This window comes from Mycobacterium sp. (assembly GCF_002863225.1).
Lineage (GTDB): Bacteria > Actinomycetota > Actinomycetes > Mycobacteriales > Mycobacteriaceae > Mycobacterium.
The window spans coordinates 15759-34021 of record NZ_PKEK01000076.1 but is presented as its reverse complement, the minus strand read 5'-3'; the positions used below and the strand labels follow the sequence as shown (position 1 = coordinate 34021).

Sequence of the window (18263 nt, the reverse complement as noted above, 5' to 3'; positions counted from 1 at the left end):
GGCCCCGTCGACGGAAACACCGCGGCCGATGTTGAGTGCGTGGCGGTTCGTGACCGTCTTCGGCACGGTCAGCCTGCTCGCCGACTTCGTCTACGAGGGTGCCCGCTCCATCACCGGACCGCTGCTGGCGTCCCTCGGGGCGACCGGCCTGGTCGTCGGCGTGATCACCGGCATCGGTGAGGCTGCCGCCCTCGGGTTGCGGCTGGTGTCGGGCCCGCTGACCGATCGCACCCAACGGTTCTGGGCCTGGACCATCGCCGGCTACACCCTGACCATCGTGACCGTCCCGGTGCTGGGCATCGCCGCCACGTTGTGGGTGGCGTGCGCATTGGTGATCGCCGAACGCGTCGGCAAGGCGATCCGCAGCCCGGCCAAGGACACCTTGCTCTCGCATGCCGCCGCGGTCACCGGCCGCGGGCGCGGTTTCGCCGTGCACGAGGCGTTGGATCAGATCGGCGCGGTGATCGGACCCTTGACGGTGGCCGGTGTGCTGGCCCTCACCGGTGGCGATTACGGTCCGGCGCTGGGCATCCTGGCCCTGCCCGGTGCCGCCGCGCTGGCGCTGCTGGTCTGGCTTCGGCTGCGCGTCCCCAAGCCGGCCCGCTACGAAATTCCGGCCGAGCCCGCCCCGCTGCCCGCGGGCCCGGTCGCCAGCGCCGATCCCACCCGGCCCTCGGCTTCTCTGCCGCCGACGTTCTGGGCGTACTGCGCGTTCACCGCGACCACGATGGTTGGGTTCGCCACCTTCGGGGTGTTGTCCTATCACATGGTGATCCGCGGCATCCTGTCCGCCGCCGCGGTCCCACTGGTCTATGCCGCCGCGATGGGCGCCGATGCCGTCGCGGCCCTGCTGTCGGGGTGGCTCTATGACCGGGTGGGGGCGAAAACGCTTGCGGCGCTGCCGATACTGTCCGCGTTGGTGCCGGTGGTGGCGTTCACCGATTCTGTGTGGCTGGTGGTGGCCGGTGCCCTGTTGTGGGGTGCGGCGGTCGGTATCCAGGAATCCACCCTGCGGGCGGTGGTCGCCGATCTGGTGGCTCCGCCGCGCCGGGCCACCGCCTACGGGGTGTTCGCCGCCGGGCTCGGCGTCGCCACTGCAGCGGGAGGTGCCCTGACCGGCTGGCTTTACGACACCTCGATCCCCGCACTGGCCATCACCGTCGCGATCATCCAACTCGCCGCGGTCGGTCTGGCGGTTACGGTCATCACCCGACACCGCTCAGCCCCGGCCAGGTCGTGATTTGTGGTGAACCACGTCTGGACCATGGTGATCGCGATCGTCGCCGGTCTCCTGTTGCTCTGGCTGGCGCTGCTCATCGCGCTCGCCGTCACCCGGCCCGCTGATCTCCGCATCAGCGACATGCTGCGTCTGCTTCCCGACACGGTAATCCTGCTGCGCCGCCTGGCTGCTGACCCCAATGTGCCGCGCGGGGTCAGGATTCGGCTGGTGTTGTTGCTGGTGTACCTCGTCCTGCCCGATCGACGTGATCCCGGACTTCATCCCGGTCCTGGGCTACGCCGACGACGCGATCATCTTGGCGGTCGCGCTGCGCTCGGTCCGCAGCAAGTCACAGCGGCCTCTGGTCGGCGAACGGGTTGCCGCCGTGTGAAAGTCGGTGTTGTGCCTCGGATTGCCGGATGCGCAGGTGTTTGATGCTCTCCTCCAGCGCGGCGACCTCACCGAGCCACGCTCGATCCTTCGCCTCGACGAGGCGCTGCTCGGCGTTCTCGGTCATCTCGTCGATGCGGCCCAGCTGGGCGGGGTCGACGCGCAGGAACCGGCACCGGGTGCAGGCGTGCTCGTGCACGCACGGTGTGCCGTAGGGGCGGTGGCACTCACCGAGGGCCACCCGGCGTAGCAGGAAGTGGTTTTCGAACTCCGACCATTCGTCCTCTTCGGCGACCCGGTCCTCGCCGATCGGGCGCAGCTGCCGCCGCCGTTCTATGAACGCCTGGTGGGCGGCGATGAGGTGCTCGGGGAACACCGCGGTGTAGCCACGGGTGGTGTCGAGGTTCAGGTGACCCAGCAGGGCGGCGGCGATGTGCAGTGGCAGGCCGCTGTTGACGGCGTCGGTGGCGAACAGGCGGCGGAAGTCGTGGGGGGTGAACCGGATCGGTTCGCCGGCGTCGCTGAGTCCGGCCACCACCGCCAGATGGCTGAGGATGCCGCGCAGGTAGTGCCCGGAGAGGACCTCCTGTCGGGCGCCGACCTTGCGCGAGAACAGGTGCGGAAACGGTTGACCGTGCACCTTCTCGGTGACGTCGTAGCGAACCGAGAGCGGCACGTGATCGTTGCTGCCCTTGGCTCGGCGCAGCACTGCCAGCAGCACCTGCACCAGTTCCGGGGTCATCGGCACCAGTCGTTCGCAGTCGGTCTTGCTGGGAACGATGTGCAGCAGCGGTACCAAGGTTCCGGTGGTCGATGCGGTGTAGTGGCGTAGCGACAGCTGCGTCAGCTCCATCAGTTCCTCGACGCGAATCCCGGTGTGGCGCAGGGTCTCGGCGACCGCCCAGCACCAGAACCCGTCGTCCTCCACCCCGGTGACGTCGATGCGTTTGGCCTCGCCGCGGATCCAGTTCGGCCGCGGTTGTCCCGGCGCCAGCCGGGCCCATACCCGTGCACGCTCGTCGATGGCGAGGCGCTCCGGCGGCGCATCCCGCACGAACACGTAGCCGTCGACCTCGAACTGCACCTCGTGCCCGGCCGCGCGGGCCCTGTCCAGAAACATTGTGCTGCGCTGCTTGTGTTCGTTCACCGCGGTAAGGAACGTCGGTAGCAGCGGCGTGAGCATGCGGGTGCGGCTTTGCATCTGGCTCTGTTGGCGCCGCTTGTTCTTGGCCGCCGCTCGGCTCAATGCCCGCGGGACGGGGCATGGCGCCACCCAGACGCCCCAGCGCACCGGGTCATCGTGGGACCACTCGGCCAGATCGCGGTAGAAGCCGCGGATCGCGAACAACACGGAGTGGACTTCCCGGCGTTCACGCCCGTCGGTAGTCAAGGCCAGTCGTTCACGCCACGCCGTGATGACGTCCGTCGATAGCCGTAGGTCGGTCTGCTGGGGGTTGATCTGCAGGATTTCCCACCAGAACAGGCGCACGATCCGGTAGGCCAGGCCTTCCAGTGAGCCGTAGTCCATTCCGGGGCGGATCTCTTCGAAGTAGTCCGCCAGCAGATCCCGTACACCCGAGGGCGGGATGCCGTAGCGGTCGACGAGGGTGGCGGTCGAGTGCTGTCGTGTGTTGCCCTTTGCCGACCAGGCGGCCCGCAGCGTCGGGGCTTCGCCTGCCAGCGGTCCGAGTCGCACCAGCAGTTCCCACAGAAGGTGTTCGCGGCGTTGCCTCCCCGATGTCTTCACCACGTCGGCGTAGTAGAGCAGGTCATCACCGGTGATCTGCTCGATGGTCTTGCCGGTGCGGATCATCACTCGCGTCAGTCCGGCTTCGGCGTCGCGCTGATGCCTCAGCAGCGATCCTTGGTACTCGCTCAACTGGCGCAGCTTGGTGAGTGCGTCACCGCCGTTGTGTTCGATGAATTGGGCGGTGTTGACCTTTGTTCGGGAATCGAGCATCCAGCTGTAGGACGGTCGCAGCACACGTAATTGCAGCAGCGCGTTCATGCCTAGCAGGGTGGGTGAGTAGCGGTCGTATTGAGGCAGGTCCGCATGGTCCATCCAGGTCATCGGGGCGGCGTCGGAGCCGCTGGCCAGCCAGCGCTGCTCCCAGGTGTCGCCGGGGTAGCCGTTCAGCCGTGTCAGCAGTGCTCGCGCACCGCGCACGATCATCTGGCGACGTTTCTGGTTGTAGGAGTGGTGATGACGGCGGACGGCGTCGCACAACTCGTCCACCGTGTACTGCTGCATCGCGGCGCCGGGAGCCAGGGCGGGCAGCTCGGGCGGCGGCTGACTGGCGTCGTAGCCCTTCAAGATGCGCAGCCGTCCAGTGCGCCCGAACCGGTCATCCGGTGGGATCGCCGCCAGGTGAGGCGAATCAGGCCGCGACAGCAGCTGTATCGACGGGGCGGCCGCCGCACGGGTCGCCGCAGCTTGCCGACGCTGCTGCAGTCGGGTGTCCTCGTCCTCGATGGTCACGACGGCGGGAGTCCCAATAATTCGCGCACCGCGGCCGCGTCGTAGCTCGGTTCGATCGTCGGCCCCGATACCGGCGGCCGGGCGTAGTGCTCGAGCACCTTGCCGACCAGATCCTCCAGCCGCGGCTGGGTGTAGATCTGGGTGGTCGTGACGCTGGCATGCCGCAGCACCGTCTGCACGTCGACCAACGTGAACGCCGGATCGGCGAGCAGCCGCGCCGCCGCGGTATGGCGAAAGTCGTGCAGCGACCAGTTTGTCCCCAAGCTGTCATTCGCCCGGCGCAGTACTGCGCGCATGGCGTGATAGTTCAGCGGGGCGGCCTTGGTTCGTCGCGTCCACCACACCGGACCGCCCGGACTCATGGGCGGCTGCTGCTCGGCGAGGTAGAGCGCCAGCCACACGAAGGAGTCCACCGACGCCGGCACCATCTCACGCGCCCGGCTGCCCTTGCTGGTCACCGTGATCGTGTAGCGGCCGGCATCGAGGTCGCCGTGACACAGCCCCAACAACTCCGATGCCCGAACTCCCGACGACAGGTAGAAACTGACCAGGGCGCGGTCGCGGTGACTGCGCAATGCTGCGAACAGCGTCGTCGCGGCTTCGTCTGGAATTCCCCGCCAGACCGGGCGGGGCGTCTTCTGCCGATAGTTCGCCCGCTTGTGAATGACGAAGTCCTGCATCGGATTATGGTGCGCGTGTGGTCGTCCACCACCGCGAGTCCGCTGCACTGGCACCGGGTTGACCAGCGGCCCCAAGTTGGCCGCGCAGGCATGATCGTAGAACCCAAACAACACCGAGAGCTGATGGTTGATCGTTCGCGCCGCATACTTCACCGGCAACTCGGTCTTGCCGGTCAGCGCATTGACCGAGCCAGGCGCTGGTCTATCCGAGCGCCGACGCAGACGCTGCGGATTCGGCGTCTCCCGTAGGTACTCGACGAACGCGCGGACGTCGACCCGCTCGGCTCGTTCCCAACCGATCAGACGCTCGTGGAGGAACCGGAACCACCGCAGCAGGTCGAACGCGTAACTTCGAACTGTGAGTGGACTGCAATCAGACGCCGCCAGCTCCCGCAGGTATGACGTCGCCCCGAGGTGCTCGACGTCGGGGAAGATCACCCGCCAGGGCAACCCGCTCGGCGCCGCTTCGACTCGTCCCAGCACCGTCACAGCGCGATCCTCCGTCCGCAGCCCTGCTCAGTTCGGAAGGCTCGCCGAAGTTCAGTCAACTAGACGCGGCCTCGCGAGCATCAACCACGGTTTTGTCACCCTGCTCAGCCGCAACGGCGCCAACATCACGGACACCTTTCCTGAAATCTCGACCGCGCTGTCGGCGTTGCCGGTGCGCGGTCTCGTCCTCGACGGGGAGATCGTCGCCCTCAACGCGGACGGCGTGCCTAGCTTCTCTCGGTTGCAGCGCCGCTGGCCTCAGAATCGGAAACCGACTCGCGACCTGATGCGGGCGGTACCGGTCCGGTTTTTCGCCTTCGATGTGCTTCGCGTTTTGGACGAAGATCTCACTGGTGAGCCATACCAGGCGCGTCGGTCGGTACTTGTTGATCTCATCGACGTCAAGGGATCAACTATTCAGGTTCCGGGCAGCTGGCCAGGAGTTGATCCGAAGACTGTGCTGAAGGTAGCTGGCGAGCACCAACTTGAGGGCGTGGTTTGCAAGCGCTTGCAGTCGATCTACACACCGGGGATTCGTTCACCGGACTGGATAAAGACGCCTCTGCGTAAACGCGCGAATTTCGTCATCGGCGGCTGGGTGCCCGGATCGGGAGTCAACCGCAACACCATCGGTGCGCTGCTCGTCGGCGCCTACGACTCTCGGGGTGCTTTTCAGTTCTGCGGCCAGGTCCACGCCGGTCTCAGCGCGCGGCACCGCCGCTACCTGATGAGCGAGCTCGGCTCCCGAGCAAGTGCGACGTCTCCATTTGCGGGCTCCGGTGCGGACGTCGCCGCAGACGCACATTGGGTTCGGCCGGAGCTGATTGCCGACATTGAATACCGAGAACTTCGAAAAACCCTGCGTCACCCGTCTTTTAGAGGACTGCGGCGCGATGTCGAGTTGAATGCCGTGACGTTGCCCGCGGCGGCTTCGTAAACTCGGCTCGTGATTCGACGTCTGCGCTCGTGGCTCACCCCCCAGCTGAGTCGGCGGCGGGTGCGGTCGACGACCGCGATAGATGATCGAGCGGTCATCGCCTGGGTTGAACTGCGACAGGCCCTCGACGATCAACGACGGCCGGTGAACGACGGTGAGCAACGCCAGGATTGATCAGCGCTAATCGTAGCGACGGCAACGGTGTTGCGGCCACGGATCGCGTTGTCAACGGTCTGCGAAAATTGACCCTCTGCGGTTCGGTGAGTTCAAACCGCAGAGGGTCAATTCAGGAAGCGTCAACGCGCGTCGCGATAGACGCTGCGGAACTTATGAGTGCGAGGCCCACCAGTCGAATAGCTGCTCAAGTGGGGGTCCTGCAGCGTCGGCGACTGCTTCGCTTAACAGTCGTTCGGGCTCGTTGGTCCAAGCGACCACTGTGTGTCCTGAACGTGTTCCGCAAAACACCACACCAATTGCTGCGGTGGGGTTTTCGGTGTGATGCCAGGGCCCTGGGGACAGGATGTTCGGTGGGCAGATGACCGGTGTCGCGCTGCGCACGATGTCGTCGAGGGCTTTACGTAGAGCCGTGGTGTCGCGGGTGAGCGTGTAGGTCGCCGATGTGGGGCCACCGGGATCGATGTTGGGTCCGCACCGGATGGCGGCTAACGCTTGTGAAGTGGGGAGGGTGGCGGGTGCGCATTCACCGGGCGGATACCCCTTCGGCAGCGTGCCCGCGAGCCGTGCCTGTTCGCTCGGATCAGGTGACACGGTTGTCGTCGTGACCGGACTCGGTTGAGGGCTCGCGGCCGGCGGTGGTGGTGGGGGAGAGGAGTGGCTGCTCAGCGCGTAGATGACGGCCCCGATGAGGGCAGCACTGATCGAAGCCGCAAGTGCGATTCGCCTCGCTGCCGGGGGTCTGTGAATTCCTGGGTGATGTACCCCGGGCCGGTGGGGTGGTGCGCCGCCGGCCGTACGCCAGTTAGTCGGTGGCATCGACAGGGGTCGATGTGGTGGCGGTAGGTGATTGGCGGGTTGCCAGGGACCGGTAAACGGTGCCGGTCCATCGGCGGCAGGGCGGCGCACGGGTGGTGGCGGGAGTTGGTCGCGCTGGGAACGCTCGGACTGGTCGCGGTGCGGGATCGTGTGCTGTAGAGCTTGGTGGGCTGCGGCAGCGAACTCGCGGGCTGAGTGGAACCGTTGGTCTGGATCTTTCGCCAGTACCTTGGCGATGACTGAGTCCAGTTGCGGTGAACTGCCGGACAGGAAATCTGAGATGCGGGGCGGCGGCTGACGTAAGTGAGCCTCGACGAGGGCCGACGTGCCGTCTGCTTGGGAGAAGACGTGTTTATTGGTGAGTAACCGAAATAGCGTGCAGCCCAGTGAATATATGTCTGCGCTGCCGGTGATCGCGTTGCCGGCGATAGCTTCTGGCGCAGCGTAAGCCAGCGACAGGGTCAATGGCGCAACTCCGGGTGTGTCGGTGTGGCCCATCGTGCGTGAGATTCCGAAATCGCTGAGCAAGATGTGCTCGTCGTCTTCGCCGTCGACGCCAGAAGACAAAAGGATGTTGGACGGCTTGACGTCGTTGTGCACGACGTTGAGTCGGTGCGCGTAATCGAGAGCTTTCGCAACTTCGCGGACAACCCGTAACGCACGGGCGGGATTCATCGTGCCCGCGGCCAGGGCGGCCTCGGCATCAGTGCCCGCCACATATTGCATGGCCATCCACAGCTGACCGTCCTCGGCCTCGCCGCGGCTGTAAATCGACACGATGTTCGGATGATGCAACATGGCGCCGGTGTCGGATTCTCGGGTGAAACGCTGCCGTAGGCCCGCATCCTTCGACGCCTGCACGCCCAGCACCTTCAAGGCGTCAAGCCGCGGCAAAACAGGGTCATGAGCGAGATAGACAGTGCCCATACCGCCAGCAGCGAGTACCCGCTCGATGCGGTACCCCGCTAACTCTGAACCCGGTTCCACACCTACAAGCATCACCGAGATCCGCCGAATCTGTCATCACGCGCACATATTCGGCGTGTAAAAAGCGGCGCCTGTCCTGCTCGCGGTTTGGTAGAACTTAATCAACCCACGTCCGATAGTCCCCGATGAGTAACCCGGAGCTCACATCGTGAACAACTCTGCCTTTGCCGCAGCCATCGCCGCCATCAGCACCAGCGCCGGAGTGCTCTACGCCGCGCCAGCGGAGGCCGACGCCGCCGAAACGCAGGCCGCCACCCAGCACGTACTCGGCGGCGCAGCTCAGGTCGGTGACAGCACCTGGACCGTGTCAAACCTCAGACCGAGCAGTGACACCATCCCGTATCACCCGGCGGGGACGCTCTGGGAAGCTACCGCCACCGATGAAGCCAGCAGCGGTTCGACAACGCCGATCGTGTCGAATTTCAACGCCCGCGCCCACAGCGGCCAGACCTACCGGGAGCTCTTTCAAGTGGCGTCCGCCCAAGGCGTCAACCCTGCTGGAATCGCCCAGGGCCAAAAGGTCAGCGGCAAGCTGTATTTCGATGTTACCGGAGACAACCCGGACAGCATTACCTACAACGCCGGTGGACCCGACCTTGCTCTGTGGGTTCAACCACCACCCAGTGCAGGGTCCGCTGGACACGGCGCGCACATGACGACCCCTATCGGATCGCCCGGAACTAGCCCTTCAGCCGCCACCGCGCCCATAGCCCTGCCTGCCGGCAACCCGGGAGGCGGCAGTGCGGGAACGGTCATACCGGGGGCGGCACCTGGACCTCAATCGGCGGGCACGGGAAATCCTGCCGGGCCGCCCTCGGCAGGGACGCCGGCCACTGCGCCCGGGGTGCCAGCACCCGCAGGGGCCCAGCCGACGCCTGCACCCGCAGCTGGCAGCCAGGGGACACCCGGAGGCGCTGACGTGCCCGCTGGCGCACCCGCAGCCGGCACACCGGTGCCAGCGGCAGGAACCCCCGGACCCGGCTCCGCCGCCGGCCCGACCCCGGTGCCAGCGGGCACTGGCAGCCAAGGCACACCGCTTCAGCCCGGGCCCGACCAAGCGGGTGTCACCCCCGGTGGGGCTTAACCCGCCACCGCCCCGGCTGCCAACGCCCAACCGTCACCAAACCCCATATCGGCACCTGCTGGCTGATTAACGGTGCGGGACTTACCGTCCGCACGAAACGTAGACAGCCGCCTATCTCCGTCGATCAGGGGCGGGCAGAGGTGCGGCAAGCAACTACAGTGATCAGCGTGACGCCGGTTTTGGCAGGACCCGGCCGCTCCGATGTGAACGGCCTCAGTAAGACGCGTCAGCGAATCTGCGCGGCCGCCTTACGATGCTTCGCGCTGCACGGCCCCGAGGGATCGTCGATGCGCATGGTCGCCGAGGCTGCCGGCGTCTCGATCGGGTTGGTGCAGCACCACTTCGGAACTAAGTCCGCACTTATCGCCGCGGTCGACGACGAGTTGGTCGCCGTCATCGAACAGGCCGCGCCGCTGCCCCAGCCGGCACCCGATCCGGTGGCCGACACCAGTCGGCGGATCTCGGTGTTGATCGCTGAGCATCCCGATGCGGTCGGCTACCTGTCGCGGCTGCTCATCGACGACAAGCCGACCGGCCGCCGAATCTTCGACATGCTGTTCGGCATTGGTCAATCGCATTGGGATTACTTCCGTCACCACAGCAGCGGTAGTGCGCGCGCCGATCCGACATGGGAGGCGCTCAATCCGCTCATCATGGTCTTGGGGACACTGATCCTTCGCAGACACATCGAGCGCCAACTCTGCGAACCGCTGGAGTCGCCCAAGCAATTGCGCACATGGGAGACCGCCGTCGGACATCTAATCGCCGGAGGACGGCGGCGTCGTCAACCCTCCGCCTAAACCGGTCGTACGCATGTAGTCGCGCTCGCGCCGCCAAAGCCTCTTTCTCAACCTCGTGTCACGTCTCGATGCAATAGTGGGGGAGGCGTCACGAATCGGGATCACCGTGCGCGCAGCCGGTTTCGCCGACCCCGACGGCTACTGCTCTGATGTGAAGGGACGTGCATCCGCTGGTGACAACAAACACCATCACCTTCAAAACCGATCGCGGTGTCATCACCTACACGTCGAGGACACGCAACGGCAGCGGCACAGGCCTGCTCGGCGGTGACCCGAGCCTGGTCGCCATCGTCCGCCAGGTGTTGACTGGAAATATCCCCAAGTCCGTGCGCGTCGCCGAACCCGACCTCGAGTATCAATTTTCCGCAGCCCGCGACACGGTCGCCGACGTGGCTGCGGCCATGCTCGTCGCCGGGGACGGGCGAGGGCGTCTGTCTGACTCGGGGTGGGAGGCCTTAGATGCGGCCATGGCCGAAATCGTGTGACTTCGAGCGTGGCTGAGGCTCGCGTGCTTCACGTCGAGTTCGGCGTTGTTCGTCTTCGAACGGAGAGACCGGACTTTTGTCGCGGATGGAACAGTCAGGGTCTTGCTGAGGCGCGTAGATCGACTGTCCGCACCAGCATCTCCACGCCATATGGCCGACTGAACTGCAGGAACACCAGACCTGGCTCACTGACCAGCCCGTCACGAAATCATGTCCGGCCGGACAGCTCGTAGGTTCGACCACCACCCAACCGTGATCGGTCTGGACTAGATCTCCGACGAAGTTGTTCGGAAAATCATCCCCACGGCGTTTCACTGCCCAACTCTTTCACCTCAACACCGCCCTGCGTCCTTGGCGCTACATCGTGAGTGTCGCACGAGCATCGAATATATGTTCGAAAGAGCCCTCTTGGTTGCGCGGCGGCCTGGAGAAGCGCATCGCGTCGGCAACCCGCCGAGCCACAACCGTTGCTTGTGAGTGCCTACAAGTAGAGGTTGTTGGTGTCCATGTCGGACGCTAGCATTCACAGCCATGTCCACCCAGCGGTTTGGAGACTGAACACCGTGGCAAGTGGTGACCCCTCTGTAGCGTTGATTCATGCTGCGGCACAACGAGATGCGGAAGTTTTCGCAGGGAAAATGGCGGAGGTATCCCTGGAAGCGGCCGTCGACGTCTGGCTGCGCAGGATTGCCCGACGCAAGGTGACTCCCGCACAGCGGGCACGGCTCGTTAAAGCCGTCGAACGCGCTACTGCGCCGGAAACCAAAGATGTGCAGTTGACCCGCGCCGCCTTGTTACGAGCGGCTGGCCACGACGAGCGGCCGGCAGCGGCTGCGGCGAAAGCGGCGGGTGCGACATACACCGAAGTCGGAGCTGTCCTGGGAATCAGCCAACAGGGAGCCAGCGCCCGCATCGCCTCGTATCAGTCCACGCATAATCGGTCCCCGCAACCATGAGCGCGTTGATCATTGCCGGCGAGGGCTCGTTTACCACGGCGGGCGAGCGGCTTTCGGGTCCGGTCGACGCGGTGGACAAGTTGGCGAAACTGATCGAGTGGGCACACACGCGACGCCTGTTCAGTAGGTCGACGACTGCCGACGGCAGCGAGGACTCAGCTCCGCGGATCTGGATAGTGGGCGCTGGCTGCGATCTGCTGCTCGGCCCGGCCCTAGATGGCGTCGATGCTGCCCGCACGGAGCAACTCGGTCAGGTCCTGGCACCGCTGATCGGGCAAGGCTGGGATCTTCGCCCCGCCGCGACGCGATCTGTCATCCTGAAGAAGATGGTTGGCGGACAATCGATTTCAGCTGAAATCGTCGCCGAACGGCATCCGTGGCTGGGTGGCGGAGCTGGCCACGGGACTCACGATGTGACCGAACTCGGTCGGCGGTTGCAGCGCTGGATCGCCGCATTCGACGTCCTGCCCGGCGCTAGCGGGGCCGAGTCCGCAGCGACCATCCAGGACCGCCTCATGCGAGCCCGCGACGGTCGCCGGGGGGCCGTGGTCGCCGAGCCAGGAATACTGCCGGCACATGCAGTGCCCGACGTACGGATCCAGCCGCCGTGGTGTGCTCCTGTCCCCGAAGTGGAGGCCGAGCTCGATCGCTCCGAAGACTTGGTGTGGCTCGAGCAGGAATGCCCCGAACTGGCCGGCGCGGGAACGCTGACGTTCGGACACGGCGCGCCACAACTTCTCGAAGGCGACTCCGCGGCCCGCCCCGCTCACGAATCCAAGCGACCGTTCGGTCTTTGGCGCGCAACACTTCCGCCGGCCAGCAGCCTGCAAGCACCGCTGATGCTTCCCCCGCCCCATCCGCAGATGAGTACCGGTGACGCCGTCCAAGCGTGGGTGACCACCGAAGACCTTGCGGGTCTGACCGCCGACGTCCGTGACGGGGGAGCGGGACTGTCGATCGACGACTTGACGATCGACAGCGCCGTCGTATGGCCTCAACAAAGCCGAGTACTGGAAGCTTGGGCCACGCGCGTGCGTGCCGCCCGCAAGGACTTCGCCGATGACCCCGCGATGCGGTGGCTGATCGACACTGCAGCCGCGGACTACCTGTCCGCACTTGCTGATCCGCAGCCGTGGAGTGATCCCACCTGCCGCCACCACTATCAGCCTGCGTGGGCGGCCTCGATCGCCGCCCGAGTGCGCTACCGTGGCCGGCGCGCCGCGACCCGGATAGCGCGGGAATATCGGGTGTGGCCGGTCTACGCCGATAGAGCAGCCATGATCTACTTTCCCGGTCGCGACCAGGCGTCAAATGCTCGAATCGATCTGTCCGACACCCATTCTCGGCTCGGTCGGCTGATGGTCACCCGGCGCGCCGAGCTGTCCACTGAGCTGATCCTGGAGATTCTTCAGGCACAAGACGGCGTCGGTGTCGCCACTGCATTGACCCAAGCACTCGCAGTGCGCACCCCGGCGCAGAACACGCCACAGAGCGGCGCGCCCGCCGATGGCTCCAAGCCCGCCCTCACGGCCGTCGAACCGCAGCCCGAAGGGTCGGCACAGCTAGCCGATTCGGCTGCGCCTTCAACGCCGCGCGAAAGGCCCCGGGCGGGCACAAATGCGGTCCGGAAAACGAGGTCGACAGCAGGTAGCGCGGGGATTCCCGCCGCGGTCTTGCACACCGACGGGTTGTGGCTACCCGACGGAACCCACATCCAGCCCGCTACAGCCGTTACCCACGTAGGCCAGGTCGCCGAGCTGGCCTACGCCCACAACATCGGCTACCACCTCTCAGCGACATACGCCGAACAAGCACAGATCTGGATCACCGGGCAGGCGTGCACGGCCTTCGGTATCGACATCGAGGCCATCAGCCGACGCGATCGCACCAAATCCCTGCGCCAACTCACCCAAGGGCTCGACTTCGTCACGCTCGCCGTGGCCGAAGGATGGAGCCTCGGCGGTGCAGGAGAGGACCCCAACGCGCAACGGCTAGGCACCTGGACGCGGATCTACCGCGAGGACACCCGCGGCGAAAAACGAGGCGTCATGGTGGCCCTCATCCCAGGCATGGACACCGGCGCCGACGAGATGCCGATCCTGTCCGATGAACCCAGTCCCGCTCAAATAGCGCGCCGTCTCCAGCTTTTGGCCGACGCGCTGCGCTATCCCTGGAAAATCAATGCCGGGGTGACCGCGGTGGATCTGATGCTGCAAACCCGCACCAAAGCTTTCTCGCCAGACGAGTGGAAAAACGAGGTCTTCGCTGCGTCGACCACCGAGGTTCCGTTCGGCATCGGTGATGTCGAAGCGGACTTCGACTGGTCACGTCCCGCCACCGAGGAGGAGGCTCGCTGCCGCTACCTGCACGCCTACGACCGTGGTGGCTCCTACGTCGCGGGAATCGCCGGCCTTCAACTTCCCATCGGCCAACCCGTCCACTATTCCGACGGTGCGCCCTTTGATGCCGCCACCCCGGGCTACTGGCTGATCGACATCCCTGAGCCGGCGGATTGGCGCATTCCGTACGTGTTGAACCCGCGCGCCAGGCAGTTCACCGACGCGAAGTGGGTCTGCACACCGACGCTGGAGCGCGCCATCGACCTCGGCTACGAACCGCGCATCCTCGAAGCGTGGGTGTGGCCTCGACACGGCCGCGTCTTGAACGGATGGTACGAGCGGTTCCGTGACGCCAGCACGACTCTCGACGTCGAGGACATCGACGCTCAAGCAGCCCGCAACCAGGCAAAGATCATCCGCACCCACGGGGTCGGTGTAATCGGCTCGATCGAGCACCTTAAAGGCAAGACAGCCTTCAGCCCCGAACGACGATTCCACATCGTGGCCAAGGCCAAAGCCAACATTGTTTACCGCCTGCACCAAATCGGCCAACGGCGCGGTCAGTGGCCACTAGCGGTGTCGACCGACACCGTGCTCTACGCCTCCAACGATCCAGATCCCATCACCGCTTGGCCCGGTGATCCCAAAACGCTGGGCCGCGGCTTCGGGCAATACAAACCCGAGGGATCAGCGCTAATGGCCGAGCACGTCGAATTCCTCAACGGTCATGACTACCGAGGCAAGCAACACCTGCTCGACGCTGACGAGTGGGCCACGAAACTCGCCGACAGCGACCAAGACAGGAGTCGCTGATGGCGCGCAGAGCCCGTCGCCGCAACCCCATCACCGCCGACGATCTCAGCGAGTACGGATCAGTCAGCGACGGCGACGTTGACGTCGACCGCGCTGCACGCGGCCTTGGAGCGTCGAAAACGTCAGTCCGCCAAGCGCTTCGGCAGGCCCGCAAGTCCCTGACCAACACGGTCTTTCAACGACTATCCGGGCGCAAAGACGCCGACTCCAGTAAGGGCGACGATGTGCGGGGCATGCTGCAGGCCGCGTTCGGCCGCGGACCTCGAGGCGGCGCTGTCAACGCCGCTGACGCCGCCAAACGCCTCGGCGTCTCACCGGGCACCGTGCGGCGCTGGGCCGCAGGAACCCAGCAGCCAGCCGCGCAGACACTCTCACGCATCCGCACCGCGGCACGCCGGGCCAGCAGCACCAAGCGCGGTCGCCGCAACGCCACCAAAGACTTCCGAACCAGTGTCGCCGGCGCACGGGCCCTGCGCACTGGCAGCAAGCTCTGGATCAGCGGCCAACAAGGCGTGGGCGGCTACAGCCAGGGCTACGCGCGCGATCGCCGAGTCGCTGTCGACATCAACCCCGACGACGTCGGCGCCCTGCTTGCGGCCTACGAAGAAAACGGAGACGCCGGCGTCCGTGAATGGATGAAAAGCTTTCTGGACACCAATTACGTCGCCGGCTGGGACTTCGTCACCATCGACGACTTCGGCTTCGGTAACCCCTAAATGCAGCCCTCCCGCACGAGGATCCGGCCGGCGCGCGCCCCCCGCTGGAGCCGCAAACGCCTGGCCGCCATGCTCATCGACTGTTACGGGCCCAGTCCCTCCAACGGTGTGGATTTCGCCGCGGTCGCGCGCTACGTCGGCGTCTCACCATCGACGGTGCGGCGCTGGATCACTGCTCGCCCGCCATCGGGTCACCGAATGGTCATACCGAAGGCGCGTCTGGTCCAACTCCGATGCGGCCCAGCCGAAGTGGAACTACGAAACCGGCAACGCTACGAGCACGCGCTTGCGGCCCTGGCTTCCATCGACGACGACACGGCCATCTTGACCGCGTGGCGCCAGCGTCGGTGGCTCGACCAACACACCGTGGTGATCATCGCGATCCGCGGCCGTCCCTGGCTGCAAGTGGCCATCACCAACGGCAGCAAACGTGCTCTGACAGAACTGCTGCGCCGCGGCGCCATGGTGGCCGCCACGCGTGTCCCCACTCAGTTTCATGCCCAAGTGCTGGCGCACGCGGTGATGGTCCGCCAGCGTGGATGGCGTGTGCACCCAGCAGTGGAACGCCTACCTGTCGGCCGCACTCAGGTATGGATGGGCGACGCTCCCGCGGTCGACCTCGACGATCTCGCTGGCACATTGAGGCTTCATCGTGCCGGCGCTGGATAGGCTCTGCCGGTGGGACTGATCAGCCGCCTGGCCGCCCGGCGCCAGCTACGGCGCAGCTCGCGCCAATCGCTGGAGACTTTTCCCGGTTGGATTCCCACCCCCGGCGACCGCAGCTACGGCCCGATGCCCCAGCTGGGCCGACCACCCAGGCCGCCGCACACGTCTGGCTACGGCGTGCCCGCCAACCCGAACCCGAGTGTGCCCCCACGCCCGGCGCCCCAGCGGGAAGGTGCTGAATCACTGGCGCTTTCGCCACAGCGGCCAGCTGTGCCGCGTCACGAACGACCCGGTGATGCGCCCTCGGCGGCAACCGATGGGCAGCAGTTCGACCGCCTTGTTGCCTCGGCCGCCGCACTTGTCGATGAGATCGTCGATCATGCCAGCACACCGACGGACACGAGGCCTGCGCGGTCAACACAGCCCGTCGGGGCCGTGACAGCTGCGCCGCCACCCGCCCCGCACGAGACGGCCACCGCAGTCCCCACAACGGCTGCCGCTCCCAAGGCTCCGACGTTCGCCGCGCCGCCAGTAGATGCGGCGGTCGACCTGAGACCGTCGACGGCTCCAGCCCCTACAGCCGCCCCCTCGCCCGAAGACACAGTTCAGCCCTCAGCGTCGCTCAGCCCGGCGGGCGAGTTTCCTCCATGCCCAACGTGGCCCTACACGCGGCGGGTCCGCCAGCGTCGCCGCCGCCGGGGCACCCCGTAGATCGGCCGGAACCGCCGCCGCACACCTGGAACCGCGCGACTTTCTTTCCCTTCTAGGCACCTGATTTGACTCTGATGTGAGCCCCGAATCTGGCCGAAAATCTGCGTCACTCAGCGATCATTATGCGCGGTATGTTGATCGCAATCCGGCTCCGAACCGGGCAGGTCCAGCACCGGGAGGAGGGCGGCCAATGTCAGCGATCGATCAACTCATAGACGAGTCTCAACAGCAGCATCAGCGTTACTACGATCTGTACGGCTCCAGCCCTGCCAGCGGCGACGGATTCCGCGACATCGTCGGCTCTGCGCGCCAACTCGCCGGGCACATTCGCGACACCCGCAGCGATGTCCAAGCACTTCAATTTTCGACCGCTGTCGAGACGCCATACGCGGCCGCGACTGCCCACGATCACCGACCGATCACAGCGACGGCGCACACCGCGCAAGTATGCGCAGACGTCGCCGACACCAGCGCCGCGATCAACCGTCGAGGAGCACGGGACATCTCGTCGAACTCTCGCGCCGAAGCCCGCAAAATCGACGCCGTACCCGACCCTGATTCGCCCGAGGGTCAGGCCGCGATTCTGAGCATCATCGCCCACCATCAAACGCAGTCGGCGCACACGGTCGCCGACTCCGGCGCCGCCCAGCAGGCGGCCGCCCAGCGCGCCGCCGACAGCGGCAACAGCACACCGGATCATGTGAACGGCGGCGGCGCGTTCCGCGCCGCACCGGCATTAATGACCACGAACGATCCCGCGACGTCGACCGTCCCGGCCTCAGCCTTATCGACCGTCGCCAAGCCGCCCGCACCGCGGCCAATCCCGCCGCCGCGGCCGCGAATCATCGCCCACCAGATTGACCGCCACACCACCGACAGTCAGCCGCAGACAAACCCGACACAGTCTCCCCGGGCGGCAACACCGCCACCCCAGCAGCAGCCACCGCCACTGCAGCAGACAGCGCCGCCGCCTCCGCAGCACCGCGAGCAAACCGCGTACCAACCTCGTCCCCAAAGCGTCCCGTTGCCCGGTGCTGCACCCAGCTCGTCAGGGGCCGGGGCAATGTCGGGGTTGGGCAGCGGTGCCGGATCTTCGGGCAGCTCGTCAGGGCTGCTGTCGGCGTTGACCAGCTTGAGTCAGTTCGCCGGTATGAGCCCCGCAACCGCCGGCGAGCAGCCACCAACCAGTGAACCGGCCGCTGCCGCGCCGGCGGCGCCATCCGCAGCTCACTCGGACCCGGCGCCGTCGTCAGCCCCACCCCCGGCGCCTGCACCACAACCGGCGGCCACCGCGCCGCACCCCGCACCGGCACCGCCTCCACCGGCACCCCCGCCACCGCCTCCACCGGCGCCCGCGCCACCGGTGGCACCGCCGCCGTCGCCGGCCGCCGCGCCGCACCCCGCACCCGCTCCGTCGCCACCGCCGGCTACGCCGCCACCGGCTTCCCCGCCGCCGGCAGCTACCGAACTGGGACACCCCAAGCAACCGACCAAGCCGCTCTGCCCGTCGGATATGTGA

Annotated in this window: 16 protein-coding genes; 11 read left to right on the top strand and 5 right to left on the bottom strand. The window is 66.3% G+C overall.

The annotated features are described in order from the left end of the window. The first annotated feature begins 28 nt into the window (after positions 1-28). Positions 29-1240: an MFS transporter gene (locus tag CYU59_RS23350; RefSeq protein WP_293003283.1), complete on the top strand. Its 1212-nt coding sequence runs from the start codon at positions 29-31 to the stop codon at positions 1238-1240. On the opposite strand, the gene CYU59_RS23345 is transcribed toward CYU59_RS23350, so the two are convergent. Then, positions 1220-1501: a hypothetical protein gene (locus CYU59_RS23345; protein ID WP_293003316.1), complete on the bottom strand. Its 282-nt coding sequence runs from the start codon at positions 1499-1501 to the stop codon at positions 1220-1222. The two genes, CYU59_RS23350 and CYU59_RS23345, sit on opposite strands and share 21 nt — an antisense overlap. Here CYU59_RS23345 and CYU59_RS23340 point away from each other — a divergent pair. Further along, a complete protein-coding gene (locus CYU59_RS23340) occupies positions 1419-1610 on the top strand; it encodes a DUF1232 domain-containing protein (protein WP_293003281.1) in 192 nt (63 codons plus the stop codon). The two genes, CYU59_RS23345 and CYU59_RS23340, sit on opposite strands and share 83 nt — an antisense overlap. On the opposite strand, the gene CYU59_RS23335 is transcribed toward CYU59_RS23340, so the two are convergent. After that, positions 1569-4088, bottom strand: coding sequence for a site-specific integrase (locus CYU59_RS23335; RefSeq protein ID WP_293003279.1), 2520 nt, complete (start codon positions 4086-4088; stop codon positions 1569-1571). The two genes, CYU59_RS23340 and CYU59_RS23335, sit on opposite strands and share 42 nt — an antisense overlap. Beyond that, entirely contained in the window at positions 4085-5257 is a 1173-nt protein-coding gene (locus CYU59_RS23330; RefSeq protein WP_293003277.1) for a tyrosine-type recombinase/integrase, read from the bottom strand. The genes CYU59_RS23335 and CYU59_RS23330 overlap by 4 nt, the downstream gene beginning before the upstream one ends. Between CYU59_RS23330 and CYU59_RS23325 the strand changes: the two genes are divergently transcribed. Beyond that, complete coding sequence (locus tag CYU59_RS23325; RefSeq protein WP_293003314.1) at positions 5202-6194, top strand: hypothetical protein; 993 nt, start codon at positions 5202-5204, stop codon at positions 6192-6194. The genes CYU59_RS23330 and CYU59_RS23325 overlap by 56 nt on opposite strands. 327 nt (positions 6195-6521) lie before the next feature. On the opposite strand, the gene CYU59_RS23320 is transcribed toward CYU59_RS23325, so the two are convergent. Next, the gene (locus CYU59_RS23320; RefSeq protein WP_293003275.1) at positions 6522-8186 is read right to left on the bottom strand and encodes a serine/threonine-protein kinase; all 1665 of its coding nucleotides are present in this window, start codon (positions 8184-8186) and stop codon (positions 6522-6524) included. 136 nt (positions 8187-8322) lie between these two features. Between CYU59_RS23320 and CYU59_RS23315 the strand changes: the two genes are divergently transcribed. The 7 genes from CYU59_RS23315 to CYU59_RS23285 all read left to right on the top strand — a co-directional run bounded on the left by CYU59_RS23315 (position 8323) and on the right by CYU59_RS23285 (position 16036). After that, entirely contained in the window at positions 8323-9258 is a 936-nt protein-coding gene (locus CYU59_RS23315) for a DUF1942 domain-containing protein (protein ID WP_293003273.1), read from the top strand. A 167-nt stretch (positions 9259-9425) separates the two neighbouring features. Further along, on the top strand, positions 9426-10058 hold the full coding sequence (locus tag CYU59_RS23310; protein WP_293003271.1) for a TetR/AcrR family transcriptional regulator: 633 nt from the start codon (positions 9426-9428) through the stop codon (positions 10056-10058). A 161-nt stretch (positions 10059-10219) separates the two neighbouring features. Further along, entirely contained in the window at positions 10220-10543 is a 324-nt protein-coding gene (locus CYU59_RS23305) for a hypothetical protein (RefSeq protein ID WP_293003269.1), read from the top strand. Positions 10544-11181: 638 nt separating this feature from the next. Next, entirely contained in the window at positions 11182-11499 is a 318-nt protein-coding gene (locus CYU59_RS23300; RefSeq protein WP_293003267.1) for a Fis family transcriptional regulator, read from the top strand. After that, positions 11496-14651, top strand: coding sequence for a hypothetical protein (locus CYU59_RS23295; RefSeq protein ID WP_293003265.1), 3156 nt, complete (start codon positions 11496-11498; stop codon positions 14649-14651). Before CYU59_RS23300 ends, CYU59_RS23295 begins: the two co-directional genes overlap by 4 nt. Beyond that, positions 14651-15367, top strand: a complete 717-nt coding sequence (locus tag CYU59_RS23290; protein ID WP_293003263.1) for a helix-turn-helix transcriptional regulator — start codon at positions 14651-14653, stop codon at positions 15365-15367. Before CYU59_RS23295 ends, CYU59_RS23290 begins: the two co-directional genes overlap by 1 nt. Then, positions 15368-16036 carry a hypothetical protein gene (locus tag CYU59_RS23285; RefSeq protein WP_293003261.1) on the top strand — a complete coding sequence of 223 codons (669 nt, stop codon included), beginning with the start codon at positions 15368-15370 and terminating at the stop codon, positions 16034-16036. 237 nt (positions 16037-16273) lie between these two features. Here the strand turns inward: CYU59_RS23285 and CYU59_RS23280 are convergent, their stop codons facing one another. Continuing rightward, the gene (locus CYU59_RS23280) at positions 16274-16414 is read right to left on the bottom strand and encodes a hypothetical protein (protein WP_293003258.1); all 141 of its coding nucleotides are present in this window, start codon (positions 16412-16414) and stop codon (positions 16274-16276) included. A 520-nt stretch (positions 16415-16934) separates the two neighbouring features. Here CYU59_RS23280 and CYU59_RS23275 point away from each other — a divergent pair. Continuing rightward, positions 16935-18263, top strand: coding sequence for a hypothetical protein (locus CYU59_RS23275; RefSeq protein ID WP_293003256.1), 1329 nt, complete (start codon positions 16935-16937; stop codon positions 18261-18263).

Coding starts and splice junctions, on each gene's coding strand:
- CYU59_RS23350 (WP_293003283.1), top strand. CDS start 29: ATGTTGAGTGCGTGGCGGTTCGTGACCGTCTTCGGCACGGTCAGCCTG.
- CYU59_RS23340 (WP_293003281.1), top strand. CDS start 1,419: ATGTGCCGCGCGGGGTCAGGATTCGGCTGGTGTTGTTGCTGGTGTACC.
- CYU59_RS23345 (WP_293003316.1), bottom strand. CDS start 1,501: ATGAAGTCCGGGATCACGTCGATCGGGCAGGACGAGGTACACCAGCAA.
- CYU59_RS23320 (WP_293003275.1), bottom strand. CDS start 8,186: ATGCTTGTAGGTGTGGAACCGGGTTCAGAGTTAGCGGGGTACCGCATC.
- CYU59_RS23300 (WP_293003267.1), top strand. CDS start 11,182: ATGGCGGAGGTATCCCTGGAAGCGGCCGTCGACGTCTGGCTGCGCAGG.
- CYU59_RS23295 (WP_293003265.1), top strand. CDS start 11,496: ATGAGCGCGTTGATCATTGCCGGCGAGGGCTCGTTTACCACGGCGGGC.
- CYU59_RS23290 (WP_293003263.1), top strand. CDS start 14,651: ATGGCGCGCAGAGCCCGTCGCCGCAACCCCATCACCGCCGACGATCTC.
- CYU59_RS23285 (WP_293003261.1), top strand. CDS start 15,368: ATGCAGCCCTCCCGCACGAGGATCCGGCCGGCGCGCGCCCCCCGCTGG.
- CYU59_RS23280 (WP_293003258.1), bottom strand. CDS start 16,414: ATGATCGACGATCTCATCGACAAGTGCGGCGGCCGAGGCAACAAGGCG.
- CYU59_RS23275 (WP_293003256.1), top strand. CDS start 16,935: ATGTCAGCGATCGATCAACTCATAGACGAGTCTCAACAGCAGCATCAG.